Origin of the sequence: Promicromonospora sp. NPDC050880 (genome assembly GCF_044456525.1) — a bacterium.
In the GTDB taxonomy this organism is placed as follows: domain Bacteria; phylum Actinomycetota; class Actinomycetes; order Actinomycetales; family Cellulomonadaceae; genus Promicromonospora.
On record NZ_JBITFV010000025.1, the window covers coordinates 19,624 to 33,753 of the forward strand.

Annotated in this window: 13 protein-coding genes; 11 read left to right on the top strand and 2 right to left on the bottom strand. The window is 73.6% G+C overall.

What is annotated here, in order from left to right; genetic code table 11:
* Positions 1 to 53: 53 nt before the first annotated feature.
* Both ACIBBF_RS24240 and ACIBBF_RS24245 read right to left on the bottom strand, forming a co-directional pair.
* The gene (locus tag ACIBBF_RS24240; protein ID WP_397418580.1) at positions 54 to 1,517 is read right to left on the bottom strand and encodes a family 43 glycosylhydrolase; all 1,464 of its coding nucleotides are present in this window, start codon (positions 1,515 to 1,517) and stop codon (positions 54 to 56) included.
* A gap of 884 nt (positions 1,518 to 2,401) precedes the next feature.
* Positions 2,402 to 3,385: a quinone oxidoreductase family protein gene (locus tag ACIBBF_RS24245; RefSeq protein ID WP_397418582.1), complete on the bottom strand. Its 984-nt coding sequence runs from the start codon at positions 3,383 to 3,385 to the stop codon at positions 2,402 to 2,404.
* A 45-nt stretch (positions 3,386 to 3,430) separates the two neighbouring features.
* Between ACIBBF_RS24245 and ACIBBF_RS24250 the strand changes: the two genes are divergently transcribed.
* The 11 genes from ACIBBF_RS24250 (at position 3,431) to ACIBBF_RS24300 (ending at position 14,123) form a co-directional block, all read left to right on the top strand.
* The gene (locus ACIBBF_RS24250) at positions 3,431 to 3,931 is read left to right on the top strand and encodes a GNAT family N-acetyltransferase (RefSeq protein ID WP_397418584.1); all 501 of its coding nucleotides are present in this window, start codon (positions 3,431 to 3,433) and stop codon (positions 3,929 to 3,931) included.
* A 56-nt stretch (positions 3,932 to 3,987) separates the two neighbouring features.
* Entirely contained in the window at positions 3,988 to 5,070 is a 1,083-nt protein-coding gene (gene argC, locus ACIBBF_RS24255; protein ID WP_397418586.1) for an N-acetyl-gamma-glutamyl-phosphate reductase, read from the top strand.
* Positions 5,067 to 6,287: a bifunctional glutamate N-acetyltransferase/amino-acid acetyltransferase ArgJ gene (gene argJ / locus ACIBBF_RS24260; RefSeq protein ID WP_397418588.1), complete on the top strand. Its 1,221-nt coding sequence runs from the start codon at positions 5,067 to 5,069 to the stop codon at positions 6,285 to 6,287. The genes argC and argJ overlap by 4 nt, the downstream gene beginning before the upstream one ends.
* A complete protein-coding gene (gene argB / locus ACIBBF_RS24265) occupies positions 6,284 to 7,207 on the top strand; it encodes an acetylglutamate kinase (RefSeq protein WP_397418590.1) in 924 nt (307 codons plus the stop codon). Before argJ ends, argB begins: the two co-directional genes overlap by 4 nt.
* Positions 7,204 to 8,496, top strand: coding sequence for an acetylornithine transaminase (locus ACIBBF_RS24270; RefSeq protein ID WP_397418592.1), 1,293 nt, complete (start codon positions 7,204 to 7,206; stop codon positions 8,494 to 8,496). The genes argB and ACIBBF_RS24270 overlap by 4 nt, the downstream gene beginning before the upstream one ends.
* Positions 8,493 to 9,422 (top strand): ornithine carbamoyltransferase, encoded by a 930-nt coding sequence (gene argF / locus ACIBBF_RS24275; protein WP_397418594.1) that lies wholly within the window; start codon positions 8,493 to 8,495, stop codon positions 9,420 to 9,422. The genes ACIBBF_RS24270 and argF overlap by 4 nt, the downstream gene beginning before the upstream one ends.
* Complete coding sequence (locus ACIBBF_RS24280) at positions 9,422 to 9,931, top strand: arginine repressor (protein ID WP_397418596.1); 510 nt, start codon at positions 9,422 to 9,424, stop codon at positions 9,929 to 9,931. Before argF ends, ACIBBF_RS24280 begins: the two co-directional genes overlap by 1 nt.
* A 51-nt stretch (positions 9,932 to 9,982) precedes the next feature.
* Positions 9,983 to 11,230, top strand: coding sequence for an argininosuccinate synthase (locus ACIBBF_RS24285; protein WP_397418598.1), 1,248 nt, complete (start codon positions 9,983 to 9,985; stop codon positions 11,228 to 11,230).
* 41 nt (positions 11,231 to 11,271) lie between these two features.
* The gene (argH, locus tag ACIBBF_RS24290; RefSeq protein ID WP_397418650.1) at positions 11,272 to 12,699 is read left to right on the top strand and encodes an argininosuccinate lyase; all 1,428 of its coding nucleotides are present in this window, start codon (positions 11,272 to 11,274) and stop codon (positions 12,697 to 12,699) included.
* Positions 12,700 to 12,749: 50 nt separating this feature from the next.
* Positions 12,750 to 13,301, top strand: a complete 552-nt coding sequence (locus ACIBBF_RS24295; protein ID WP_397418600.1) for a uridine kinase — start codon at positions 12,750 to 12,752, stop codon at positions 13,299 to 13,301.
* 141 nt (positions 13,302 to 13,442) lie between these two features.
* On the top strand, positions 13,443 to 14,123 hold the full coding sequence (locus ACIBBF_RS24300) for a DNA-3-methyladenine glycosylase (protein WP_397418602.1): 681 nt from the start codon (positions 13,443 to 13,445) through the stop codon (positions 14,121 to 14,123).
* Positions 14,124 to 14,130 lie beyond the last annotated feature (7 nt).

The following is a 14,130-nucleotide window of genomic DNA, read 5'->3' on the forward strand; positions in this document are numbered from 1 at the left end:
CGGGCCCCGGGGGCGTCCCCGGGGCCCGTGTCACGGTGTCATGTCAGGCGGGGCTAGGCCGCCTCGATGTAGTCGAGCTCCGTGAAGGCGGTGCCCTTGCCCAGGCGGATCGTGTTCCAGCCCGCCTGGAGCGTGATGTCCTTCGAGGCCTGGCGCCAGGTGTCCCAGCCGGTCACCGGGTAGCTGATCGACCCGGCCGCGGCGCCGTTCACGGTGACCGTGTGCGACGCCGTCACGGCCGACCCGTTCGCGTACCCGACGTGCAGCGTGTAGCTGCCGCTGGTGGGCACGTAGATCGCGCCGACGTCGACCCAGCTGTCGGCGTGGTCGATGTACGCCACGACCTTGCCGTCCGAGGCGCCCGCCGCGTTCTCGCGCACCGAGCAGTTGTTCAGGGTGCCGCGCTCGGCCTCGTAGCGCACCCGGCTGCCCCGCACCACCGGGTACTCGCCTGCCCATCCGAGGTCCGCGACGTACATGCCGCGTCCGCCCGCGTCCCGGTGCCCGTGGAAGATCAGCTTGTCGCCGCCGGCGTCGCGCAGCACGTCGGCCCCGCCGGGCCCGCTGACCGCGCCGTCGAGCGACTCGGTGGTCATGAGGAACCGGAACGCCTTGGTGTACGGGCCGGTGATCGAGCTCGCGACGGCGTAGTTCGTGCCGTAGCTGTTCGTCGAGTAGGGCCCGGCGGAGTAGAACAGCACGTACTTGCCGTTGACCTTCGTGATGACAGGCGCCTCGATGATGCCTGCCTCGTCCGCCCGGTCGTTGCGCAGCACCTGGGTGGCGCCGCCCTGGAAGGTGATGCCGTCCGCCGCGACGCGCTGCACATGGATCCAGGTGGTGGCGCCGATGGCGTTGCCGTCGTTCTTCCAGACCAGGTACCGGGTGCCGTCCGTGTCGGTGAAGCTGGACGCGTCGATGGCGCCGCCCGCGTCCAGCGGGCAGATCAGCGGCTCGGTGCCGACGGGTGCGAACGGACCGCCGGGGGAGTCGGCCAGCGCGGCGCCGATGCACTGCCGGCCGGACGCCGCGTGCCAGGCCGTGTAGTACAGCAGGTAGCGGCCGTCGGCGCGGCGGGAGACGTCCGGCGCCCAGGTGCGGCCCGTCTGGGCCCAGGCGCCGAGCGTCGGCAGGGCGTCCGTGGACTGGAAGGTCCACGGGCCGTCCGGGTCGGACGCCGTGGCCCAGGGCAGGTTCTTGCCCTGGTTGGTCGCGTAGGCGTAGTACGTGTCCCCGAACTTCGACACGTCGGGGTCGGGGAAGTCCCGGTCGAGCACGAGGCTCGGGCTCACGGTCGCCTGCGCGGAGACGTCGTCGGCCGGCGACGCGCCCGCCGGTGTGCTCGCCGGTCCGGCCGCGGGTGCTGCGGTGAGTTCTGTGGTGAGCGCTGTGGGAGGTACGGCGCCAGGTGTGACGGTGGGTGCTGCGGCGGCCGAGCCGGTCGTGAGGCCGGTGAGCGCCAGCGCGGCGACGGCGGCCCCGGCCGCGAGGGCACGGGAGAAGCGGGGAAGTACCACGTTGAACCTCCGGGCTGGAACAGATGGACGGGTGAATTGTCGCCATCGCGCGGATCTCTGTAAAGCCCTGCGTGTGTGTCAGGGGTCCTGAGGTCCAACGTTGGATCGGTTCGAGGCCTCTTTCGGCAGACCGGTGCCGGTCGCTTCCCGACGCCGTCCGGCGTCCGTCCGGCGTCCGTCCGGCGGCTGGGTGGCGGCTGGGTGGCGACCGCCCGGCGGCGGTCCGGCGGCGGCCCGGCGACTGCGCCGCGACCGTCCGGCAACCAGGTGGCGACCGGGTGGCGTGGCGACCGGGTGGCGTGGCGACCGGGTGGCGTGGCGACCGGGTGGCGTGGCGACCGGGTGGCGTGGCGACCGGGTGGCGTGGCGACTGGGTGGCGTGGCGACTGGGTGGCGATCTTGCCCCGCGGTCGGCAGTTTGCAGCGCGGAGTCGGCAGTTTGCCTCGAGGTCGGCACAGGCCTGTACCGACCTCGAGGCAAACTGCCGCCCTCGAGGCAAGCTGCCGACCTCGACGCGAGTCGCCGTCCTCGACCCGGCCGCCGGCCCGGCAGTGCTGCCGACGCCGATCACGCCGACGCAATCTGCCGACCTTGACCCGGCTGCCGCTCCGGCAATGCTGCCGACCTTGACCCGGCTGCCGCTCCGGCAATGCTGCCGTCCTCGACCCGGCTGCCGCTCCGGCAGTGCTGCCGACCTCGACGCGAGTCGCCGACCTCGACCCGGCCGCCGGCCCCGCACTGCCGCCGACGCCGACCACGCCGACGCAAGCTGCCGACCTCAACGCAAGCCATCGACCCCCGCACTACCGCCGACACCGACCCCCAACCCCCACCCCGCACCGCAGCCCGCATGCCCGCCCGCACGGTCCGGGCGCGCCCAGGCTCAGGGCACCAGCAGCACCTTGCCCGTCGTCGCCCGTCCCTCCAGTGCCGCGTGTGCCTCGGCCGCGTCGGACAGCGCGTAGGTCGCCCCCACGCGCACGTCCAGGTCACCCGACGCCGCCGCTCCCAGCACCTCGGACGTGCGCCACTCGAGCTCGGCGCGCGTGAGGGCGTAGTGCGCGATCGTCGGTCGCGTGAGGTAGAGGGAGCCGCCCTTGTTGAGGCGCTGCGGGTCGAACGGCGGCACCTGGCCGGACGAGCCGCCGAACAGCACGAGCATCCCGCGCGGGCGCAGGGACGCCAGGGACGCCTCGAAGGTGGAGGCGCCCACGCCGTCGTACACGACGTGCACGCCCTGGCCGTCGGTGAGCTCGCGCACCACTGTGGGCAGCTCTGCGGTGATGTCGGACATCGCGGCGTAGTCGATGGTGTGCGCGGCGCCGGCGGCCGACGACAGCGCCGCCTTCTCCGGGGTGGAGACCGTGGTCAGCACCCGCCCGCCGCGCCCGGCGGCGAGCTGGGTGGCCAGCAGGCCCACGCCGCCCGCGCCCGCGTGCAGCAGCACGTCGTGCCCGGGCTGCACCTCGAACGTGGACCGCACCAGGTAGTGCGCCGTGATGCCCTGCAGGGGCAGTGCGGCGGCGAGGGTCAGGTCGAGGCCCTCGGGCACGTGCACCACGCCCGCGGCGTCGACGGCGACGAGCTCCGCGTACGAGCCGGGGCCTTCGTGCCAGGCCACGCGGTCGCCGACGGCGAAGCCCGTGACGCCGTCGCCCAGCGCCTCCACGGTGCCCGCGCCCTCGGCCCCCACCACGTGCGGGTACTGCATCGGGTACACGCCGGCGCGGCGGTAGGTGTCGATGAAGTTCACCCCTGCGGCGGCGACGCGGACCAGGAGCTGTCCGGGGCCCGGCGTCGGGTCGGGGAGCTCGGTGTACGACAGGACCTCGGGGCCGCCCGCCTCACGGGCTACGACTGCGTGCATGCACCGAGCCTAACCAGCGCCCCGCCCGCGGGTAGGTTGTGCCGGGTGAGCCGAGACATCCGCCCCTTCGCCGAGTCCGACTGGCCTGCCGTGTGGCCGATCATCGAGGCCGTGTGCCGCGCGGGCGAGACCTACACCTACCCCGTCGACATCGACGAGCAGACCGCCCGTTCCTACTGGATCGAGCGCCCGCCCGGTGCCACCGTGGTGCTCGAGGAGGATGGCGAGGTGCTCGGCACGGCCAAGATGGGTCCCAACCGGCCGGGCAACGGCGCCCACATGGGCACGGCGTCGTTCATGGTGGCCGACGCCGCGCGCGGGCGCGGGGTGGGCCGCGCACTGGGCGAGCACGTGATCGCCTGGCATCGGCAGCAGGGTTTTCGCGGCATCCAGTTCAACGCCGTGGTCGAGTCGAACACGGCGGCGGTGCACCTGTGGCAGGACCTCGGGTTCGGCATCGTGGGCACGGTGCCCGGGGCGTTCCGCTCACCGGCGCACGGGTACACGGGGCTGCACGTGATGTACCTGCCCCTCGCGGAGGCATGACCTGGGGCATGAGAGCCAGGTTTCGCCCGGCTGCATAACTATGTATAGTTCCGAATATGTCCAGCAGCCAGCTCATCCGAGTCGCCGTCGCGGGCGCATCCGGCTACGCGGGCGGGGAGGCCTTGCGCCTCCTGGCGGCCCACCCCTTCGTCGAGGTCGGCACGCTCACGGCGCACGCGAGCGCCGGGTCGAGCCTCGGTGAGGTCCAGCCGCACCTGCGTGGCCTCGCGCACCGCATCCTGGAGCCCACCACGCCGGAGACGCTCGCCGGGCACGACGTGGTGGTGCTCGCGCTGCCGCACGGCGCGTCCGGCCAGGTGGCGGCGCAGCTGCCGGACGACGTCCTGGTCATCGACCTGGGCGCCGACCACCGGCTGGAGTCCGCGAGCGAGTGGGAGCAGTTCTACGGCTCCACGCACGCGGGGACCTGGCCGTACGGCATGCCGGAGCTGATCCGCGCCGAGGCCCCCGGTGCCGACCTGGCCACCGTGGCGCGGCAGCGGGACAAGCTGGCCGGTGCGCGCCGGATCGCCGTGCCGGGCTGCAACGTCACCGCGGTGACCCTGGGCCTGCAGCCGGGCGTCGCGGCGGGCGTGGTCGAGCCCACCGACATCGTCGCGGTGCTGGCCAACGGCTACTCGGGTGCGGGCAAGGCGCTCAAGCCGCACCTCCTGGCGAGCGAGGCGCTCGGCTCCGCGCAGCCGTACGCCGTGGGCGGCACGCACCGGCACATCCCGGAGATCCGGCAGAACCTGCTGGCCGCCGGCGCCCCCGAGGTGAGCATCAGCTTCACGCCCACCCTCGTGCCGATGTCGCGCGGCATCCTCGCCACCACCACCGCGCCGCTGGCGAAGGGCGCCGCCCCGGAGCAGGTCCGGGCCGCGTGGGAGACCGCGTACGCCGACGAGCCGTTCGTGCACCTGCTGCCCGAGGGGCAGTGGCCGTCCACCGCCATGACGCTGGGCGCCAACACGGCCTGCGTGCAGGTGGCCGTCGACGCGGCCGCCCGCCGGGTGGTCACGATCACGGCGATCGACAACCTGGTCAAGGGCACCGCGGGCGCCGCCGTGCAGTCCATGAACCTCGCCCTCGGCCTGCGGGAGACCGCCGGCCTCATCACCGAAGGAGTCGCGCCGTGACCGATGGAGCCGTGACCGATGAAGCGACCCCGGCCGGGGGAGTCACCGCGGCGCGCGGCTTCCGTGCCGCCGGCGTCACGGCGGGCCTCAAGGCCTCCGGCAACCCGGACCTTGCCCTCGTGGTCAACGACGGTCCCGAGTTCACGGCGGCCGCGGTGTTCACGAGCAACCGTGTGGTCGGCGCGCCGGTCATGTGGTCGCGTCAGGCGGTCAAGGACGGCGTCGCCCGCGCCGTCGTGCTCAACTCGGGCGGTGCCAACGTGTGCACCGGCCCGGGCGGGTTCCAGGACGCGCACGCCACCGCGGAGAAGGTCGCGAGCGAGCTCGGCATCGGGGCCATCGACGTGCTGGTCGGCTCGACCGGTCTGATCGGCGTGCGGCTCGCCGCGGACAAGCTGCTGGCCGGCATCCCGGTCGCCGTCGGTGCTCTCACGGCCGACGCGGCAGGCGCGCAGGCCGCCGCCACCGCCATCATGACCACCGACACCGTCGCCAAGACGGCGGTGCGCACCGTCGAGACGCCGGCGGGCACCTTCACCGTGGGCGGCATGGCCAAGGGCGCCGGCATGCTGGCCCCCGCCCTGGCGACCATGCTGTGCGTGGTGACCACGGACGCCGTCGTCCCGGCCGACGAGGCGGACGCCGCCCTGCGGGCCGCCACGCGCGTCACCTTCGACCGCGTCGACTCCGACGGTGCCATGTCCACCTCCGACACCGTGGTGCTCATGGCGTCGGGCGCCTCCGGCGTCGCACCGGATCTCGACGTGCTCACCGAGGCCGTCACGGCCGTCTGCGCGGACCTGGCCCGCCAGCTCGTCGCGGATGCCGAGGGCGCCTCCCACGACATCGCCATCACCGTCACGAACGCCACCACGGAGGACGCCGCGCTCGCCGTGGCCCGCGCCGTGAGCCGGTCCAACCTGGTCAAGGCCGCGATCTTCGGCAACGACCCGAACTGGGGCCGCATCCTGTCGCAGGTCGGCACCGTGCCCGAGGAGATCGCCCCCTACGACCCGGCCGAGCTCGACGTGAGCGTCAACGGCGTCATGGTCTGCAAGGCCGGCGGGGCGTACGAGCCGCGCGAGAAGGTGGACATGGCCGCCTCCCGGGACGTGACCATCACCGTGGACCTGCACGCCGGGGCCACCGAGGTCACGCTCTGGACCAACGACCTCACGCACGACTACGTCCACGAGAACAGCGCGTACAGCTCATGAGCAGCGACGTCGTCAACGGGCTGCGGCCCGACCAGAAGGCCGAGGTGCTCATCGAGGCCCTGCCGTGGCTGCAGGAGTTCTCCGGTGCGCTCGTCGTGGTCAAGTACGGCGGCAACGCCATGGTCGACGCCGAGCTCAAGGCCGCCTTCGCGCAGGACATGGTGTTCCTGCGGCAGGTGGGCCTGCGGCCCGTCGTGGTGCACGGCGGGGGACCGCAGATCAACGCCATGCTCGACCGGCTCGGCATCGCCTCGGAGTTCAAGGGCGGCCTGCGCGTCACCACGCCGGAGGCCATGGAGGTGGTCCGCATGGTCCTCACGGGCCAGGTCAGCCGGGAGCTCGTGGGCCTGATCAACGCCCACGGCCCCGTCGCCGTCGGCCTGTCCGGGGAGGACGGCGGCCTGCTCGGGGCCGAGCGCCGGCACGCGGTCGTGCAGGGCGAGCCCGTGGACGTGGGCCTCGTGGGCGACGTCGTCCAGGTGGACCCGCGCGCCGTGGAGGACCTGCTGGAGGCCGGGCGCATCCCCGTCGTCTCCACGATCGCCCCCGACAAGGACGACCCGACCCAGGTGCTCAACGTCAACGCGGACACCGCGGCCTCGGCGCTCGCGGTGGCCCTGGGCGCCAAGAAGCTCATCGTCCTGACCGACGTCGAGGGCCTCTACACGGCCTGGCCCGACAAGGGGTCGCTGGTGCAGCGCATCGCGGCGCCCGAGCTGTCGGCCCTGCTGCCGAGCCTGGAGGCCGGCATGGTGCCCAAGATGGAGGCGTGCCTGCGGGCGGTCGAGGGCGGCGTCCCGGCCGCGACGGTCATCGACGGACGGCAGCCGCACAGCGTGCTGCTGGAGGTCTTCACCACGCGGGGCAACGGCACGATGGTCGTGCCGGCCCCGGCCGCAGAGGAAGGTGTCACGGCATGAGCACGCTCGTCCCCACCGAGGGTTCGGCACTGGCGGCAGAGGGCTCCGTCGCCGCGTGGACCGAGCGCTACACCGGCGCCGTCATGGACACGTTCGGCCCGCCGCAGCGCGTCCTCGTGCGCGGCGAGGGCGCCTACGTGTGGGACGCCGACGGCAAGCGCTACCTCGACCTGCTCGCGGGCATCGCGGTCAACGCACTGGGCCACGCGCACCCGACGCTGACGGCGGCGATCAGCGCGCAGCTCGGCACGCTGGGCCACGTCTCCAACTTCTTCGGCACGCCCGCCCAGATCGCCCTGGCGGAGACCCTGCTGCGGATCGCCGAGGCGCCGGACGGCTCCCGCGTGTTCCTCACCAACTCCGGCACCGAGGCCGTCGAGGCGGCGTTCAAGATGACGCGGCGGGTGGCGGCGTCGTCCGGCGTGGGCACGCGCACGCGCGTGCTCGCCCTGGAGGGCGGCTTCCACGGCCGGTCCATGGGCGCCCTGGCGCTGACGGCCAAGGCCGCCTACCGCGAGCCGTTCGAGCCGCTGCCCGGCGGTGTCGAGCACCTGCCGTTCGGGGACCTGAGCGCCCTGGACGCGGCGTTCACGCCGCAGGCGATCGCCGAGCGCGGCGAGGTCGCGGCCCTGGTGGTCGAGCCCGTGCAGGGCGAGGCCGGCGTACGGCCGCTGCCGCCGGGCTACCTCGCGGCCGCACGCCGCCTGACCAGGACGCACGGCGCGCTGCTCGTGCTGGACGAGGTGCAGACCGGCGTGGGCCGGTGCGGCTCGTGGTTCGCCTACCAGCAGCCGGAGATCGGCGGGGGCATCGTGCCGGACGTCGTCACGGTCGCCAAGGGTCTCGGCGGCGGCTTCCCCGTGGGCGCCGTGATCGCCTACGGCGACGCCGCCCGCCTGCTCGGCCGCGGTCAGCACGGCAGCACCTTCGGCGGCAACCCCGTGGCCGCGGCCGCGGCGCTCGCGACGCTCGGCGTGATCGAGCGGGACGGCCTGCTGACCAACGTGCGCGAGGTCGGTGCGCTGCTGCGCCAGGAGATCGAGATGGCCGGCGGCCCGCTGGTCAAGGAGGTCCGCGGGCGTGGGCTGCTGCTCGCCGTCGTGCTCAACGAGCCGGTCGCGCCGCAGGTGGCCGCGGCCGCGCTGGAGGCCGGGCTCATCGTCAACGCGGTGGCACCCGACGCGATCCGCCTCGCCCCGCCGCTGATCCTCACCCCGGAGCAGGCCACGGAGGCCGCGCGCTTCTTCGCCTCGCTCGCGCCCGTCACGTCCACGGAGGACCTCGCATGACCCGCCACTTCCTGCGCGACGACGACCTGACGCCCGCCGAGCAGAAGGCCGTCCTGGAGCTGGGCCTCGCCCTGCGCGCCGACCGGTACGCCCGCCGGCCGCTGGAGGGCCCGCGCGCCGTCGCGTTCATCACCGACAAGCCCACGCTGCGCACCCAGGTGTCGTTCGCGGCGGGGATCGCCGAGCTCGGCGGCTTCCCGCTGGTGGTGGACGGCAACCTCGCGCAGATCGGGGTGCGCGAGTCGGTCGCCGACACCACCCGGGTGCTGGACCGGCAGGTCTCCGCGATCGCCTGGCGCACGTTCGGGCAGGACCGCATCGAGGAGATGGCGTCCGTCTCGCGCGTGCCGGTGGTCAATGCCCTCACCGACCAGTTCCACCCGTGCCAGATCCTCGCGGACCTGCTCACGATCGCGCAGCACCGCGGGCTGGACGCCCTGCCGGGCACCACGTTCGCCTACGTGGGTGACGCCGCCAACAACATGGGCAGCTCGTACCTGCTCGGCGGCGTCACGGCGGGCCTGCACGTGCGCATCGCGGGGCCCGAGGGCTACCTGCCCGACGCCGCGGTGGTCGCCCGGGCGCGCGAGATCGCCGCGACGACGGGCGGCTCGGTGACCGTGACGACGTCGGCCAAGGAGGCCGTGGCCGGGGCCGACGTCGTGGCCACCGACACCTGGGTGTCGATGGGCGACGAGGCGCAGGCGGAGGAGCGGGCCAAGCCGTTCTGGGACTACCAGGTGAACGCCGAGCTGCTCGCCCTGGCCGCCCCGGACGCGCTGGTGCTGCACTGCCTGCCGGCCTACCGCGGCAAGGAGATCACCGCCGAGGTGATCGACGGCCCGCAGTCCGTGGTCTTCGACGAGGCCGAGAACCGGCTGCACGCGCAGAAGGCGCTGCTGACCTGGCTGCTGGAGCAGGACTGATGGCCGTGCGGCAGACGGCGACGACCGCCACCACCAAGGCGGCCCGGCACGCCCGGATCAAGGAGGTGGTCAGCCGCAGCGCGATCCACTCCCAGGCTGAGCTCGCCGACGCCCTGGCGGCCGACGGCGTGAGCGTCACCCAGGGCACGCTGTCGCGCGACCTCATCGAGCTCCAGGCCGAGAAGGTCCGTGGCTCGGACGGTTCGCTCGTCTACGCCGTGCCGGGCGAGGGCGGCGACCGCAGCGCCCAGTCGGACGCGAGCGAGGAGTACCTGTCCGCCCGGCTGGCCCGGCTCGCCAAGGAGCTGCTGGTCTCGGCCGAGTCGTCGGGCAACCTCGTCGTGCTCCGCACGCCGCCGGGGGCCGCCAACCTGCTCGCCTCGGCCATCGACCACTCCGTGTTCCCCGGGATGCTCGGGACCATCGCGGGGGACGACACCATCCTCGTCATCGCGCGCGATGCCGACGGGTCCGCGCTGGCGGAGCGCTTTCTCGCGCTCAGCGCCTGACGACCACCACAATCGCACCTGAACACCACCACCGGAAAGAGAACGTCAATCATGACTGAACGCGTCGTGCTCGCCTACTCGGGCGGCCTGGACACCTCCGTCGCCATCGGCTGGATCGCCGAGGCCACCGGGGCCGAGGTGGTCGCCGTGGCCGTCGACGTCGGCCAGGGTGGCGAGGACATGAACGTCATCCGCAAGCGTGCCCTGGACTGCGGCGCCGTCGAGGCGTACGTCGCCGACGCGCGGGACGAGTTCGCGGCCGAGTACTGCATGCCCGCGCTGCGGGCCAACGGCATGTACCTCGACCGCTACCCGCTGGTCTCGGCCATCTCGCGGCCCGTGATCGTCAAGCACCTGGTGCGCGCGGCCCGCCAGTTCGGGGCCACCACCGTGGCGCACGGCTGCACCGGCAAGGGCAACGACCAGGTGCGGTTCGAGGTGGCCACCACCTCGCTGGCCCCGGACCTGAAGTCGATCGCGCCCGTGCGCGACCTGGCCCTGACCCGCGAGAAGGCCATCGACTACGCGGAGAAGCACGACCTGCCGATCGCGACCACGAAGAAGAACCCGTTCTCGATCGACCAGAACGTGTGGGGCCGCGCCGTGGAGACGGGCTTCCTCGAGGACATCTGGAACGAGCCCACCAAGGACGTCTACTCCTACACGGACGACCCGACGTTCCCGCCGGTGGCGGACGAGGTCATCATCACGTTCGAGCAGGGCGTCCCCGTGGCGATCGACGGCGTGGCCGTCACCCCGCTGCAGGCCATCCAGGAGATGAACCGCCGCGCCGGTGCGCAGGGCGTGGGCCGGATCGACATCGTCGAGGACCGCCTGGTGGGCATCAAGTCCCGCGAGATCTACGAGGCCCCCGGTGCCATCGCGCTGATCGCGGCGCACCAGGAGCTGGAGAACGTGACGATCGAGCGGGAGCAGGCCCGGTTCAAGCGCCAGGTCGAGCAGCGCTGGAGCGAGCTGGTCTACGACGGCATGTGGTTCTCGCCGCTGAAGAAGTCGCTCGACGTGTTCATCGACGACACCCAGAAGTACGTCTCGGGCGACATCCGCATGGTGCTGCACGGCGGCCGGGCGACGGTCACCGGCCGCCGGTCGGAGCAGTCGCTGTACGACTTCAACCTCGCCACCTACGACGAGGGCGACTCGTTCGACCAGTCGCAGGCCCGCGGCTTCATCGAGATCTACGGCCTGACGGCGAAGCTCGCCGCCGCCCGCGACGAGAAGTTCGGCAACGGCGTGGACCTGGGCGCCCCGGCGAACCTGAGCACGGGCGCGCTGTGAGCGACGACGGCAAGGACGTCGCCGCGCGCGGGTCCGGCACCGTGGGGGGCCGCAGCGGCGAGAAGGTGGCCCTCTGGGGCGGCCGGTTCGCCGGCGGCCCCTCGCCGGAGCTCGCGGCGCTGTCCCAGTCCACCCACTTCGACTGGCGGCTCGCGCCCTACGACATCGCCGGGTCGCGGGCGCACGCCCGCGTCCTGGCGGGCGCGGGCCTGCTCACCGAGCCGGAGCTCGCCCGGATGATCGACGCGCTGGACGTGCTGGAGCAGGACGTGGCCTCGGGCGCGTTCCTGCCGGTGCTGGACGACGAGGACGTGCACACCGCCCTGGAGCGCGGCCTGCTGGAGCGCGCCGGGGACGAGCTGGGCGGCAAGCTGCGCGCCGGACGGTCCCGCAACGACCAGATCGCCACGCTGGTGCGGCTCTACCTGCGCGACCAGGCCCGCACGATCGGGGCGCAGGTGCTCGACCTCGTGGACGAGCTCATCACGCAGGCCGTCGCCGCGGGCGACGCCCCCATGCCGGGGCGCACCCACCTGCAGCACGCCCAGCCCGTGCTGCTGGCGCACCACCTGCTGGCGCACGCCTGGCCGCTGCTGCGCGACGTCGACCGGTTCCTGGACTGGGACGTGCGTGCCTCGACGTCGCCCTACGGCTCGGGTGCGCTGGCGGGATCGTCGCTCGGCCTGGACCCGGCGGCCGTGGCCGCCGACCTGGGCCTGGAGGGCGGACCGGTCGAGAACTCGATCGACGGCACGGCCTCGCGGGACGTGGCGGCGGAGTTCGCGTTCGTGGCGGCGATGATCGCCGTGGACCTGTCGCGCATCGCGGAGGAGATCATCCTCTGGAACACCAAGGAGTTCGGGTTCGTCCGCCTGGACGACGCCTGGTCCACGGGCTCCTCGATCATGCCGCAGAAGAAGAACCCGGACATCGCCGAGCTCGCGCGCGGCAAGGCCGGACGCGTGATCGGCGACCTCACCGGTCTGCTCACCACGCTCAAGGGCCTCCCGCTCGCGTACAACCGCGACCTGCAGGAGGACAAGGAGCCGGTGTTCGACCAGGTGGCGACGCTGACGACGGTGCTCCCGGCGTTCTCGGGGATGGTGCGCACCATGGTGTTCGACACCGACCGCATGGCCGAGCTCGCGCCGCAGGGCTTCTCGCTCGCCACCGACATCGCCGAGTGGCTCGTGCGCCAGGGCGTGCCCTTCCGCGTGGCGCACGAGGTGGCCGGCGCCTGCGTGCAGGAGTGCGAGGCGCGTGGCATCGAGCTGTGGGACCTGTCCGACGAGGACCTCGCCAAGATCTCGGAGCACCTCACTCCCGAGGTGCGCACGGTGCTCTCGGTCGAGGGCTCGCTCGCCTCGCGCGACGGCGTCGGCGGTACCGCCCCGGTGCGGGTCGCGGAGCAGATCGAGGCGGCCAAGGAGCGCTCGACGGAGTTCCGCTTCTGGGCGGAGCCGAAGTAGCCCGTCCGCCGGCGGTTCGCGCCGGTGGTGCACCGACGTCAGGAGGGTGGATGACCGTATCGCCTGGTGTGCTGGGGGACCTGCTCGAGCAGGTGCGGGACGCTGACGCACGGCTCGTCGTCGTCGACGGGCCCGCCGGGTCCGGCAAGACGACCCTGGCCGCGCAGCTCGGCGACGCGCTGGAGGCCCCGGTGATCCACATGGACGACCTCTACGAGGGCTGGGCCGCCGGCCCCGACGGCGGCGCAGCGAACCTCCGCCGCTGGGTGCTGGACCCGCTGGCCGCGGGGGAGCGGGTCCGGTACCGGCGCTACGACTGGGTGGCGGGCGCCTGGGCCGAGTGGCACGACGTGCCGCCGTCGGCCCACCTCGTGGTGGAGGGCTGTGGCGCGGGCGCGCGCCAGGTGGACGCGCTCGGCGCGTTCCGCGTCTGGGTCGAGGCGGACGACGCCGAGCGGCTGCGCCGCGGGCTGGAGCGCGACGGCGCCGCCGCGCGCGAGCACTGGCTGCGCTGGATGGCGGACGAGGCGGAGCACTACGCGCGGGAGGGCACGCGGGAGCGGGCAGACCTGCGGCTGGACGGTTTCGGCCGGCCGGTGTGAGCAGGAGACGTCCGATCGTGCGGTGAGAGAAGGTGGCCCGCGGGGGTGGGTTGCTGACAGTAGACAATGTCTACCGCCAGCAACCCACCCCCGCGGGCCACCTTGATCCGACAGCCCAGGAGCCACCCGAGTGATCACCCCATGACCGTCCCGTCCCGCGAGTTCTTCGTCCGCCCCGTGGTCGACGTCGCCCGCGACCTGCTGGGCGCCACCCTGAGCCGGCGCACGGCCGAGGGCACGGTGACGCTGCGCATCACCGAGGTGGAGGCCTACGACGGCCCCACCGATCCCGGCTCGCACGCCTTCCGCGGCCTGACCAGGCGCAACGCCACGATGTTCGGCGAGCCCGGCCGCCTGTACGTGTACCGGCACCTGGGCCTGCACCACTGCGCCAACGTCGTCTGCGGGCCGGCGGGCACGGCGTCCGCGGTGCTGTTGCGCGCGGGGGAGGTCACGGGACCCGGGCCCGACGGCGTCGCGCTCGCCCGCACGCGCCGGCTCGCCGGCGGCGTGGCCCGGACCGATCGCGACCTGGCCCGCGGCCCCGCCCGCCTCGCGGTAGCACTGGCGCTCGACCTGGCCGACGACGGCGCCGACGTCACCGACCCGGAGGGCGCGGTCGTGCTCTCGGTACCGGTGCCGGGCGCCGAGGGCTCGGGCGTGGCGCCGACCCGCACGGTGCTGTCCGGGCCCCGGGTGGGGGTGAGCGGCGACGGCGGCCGTGCGGACCTGTACCCGTGGCGCTACTGGCTCGACGACGAGCCGACGGTGTCGCCCTACCGGGCCGCGGCGCCACGGCGCCGGGCGGCACCCCGGAGATAGGGCCTAG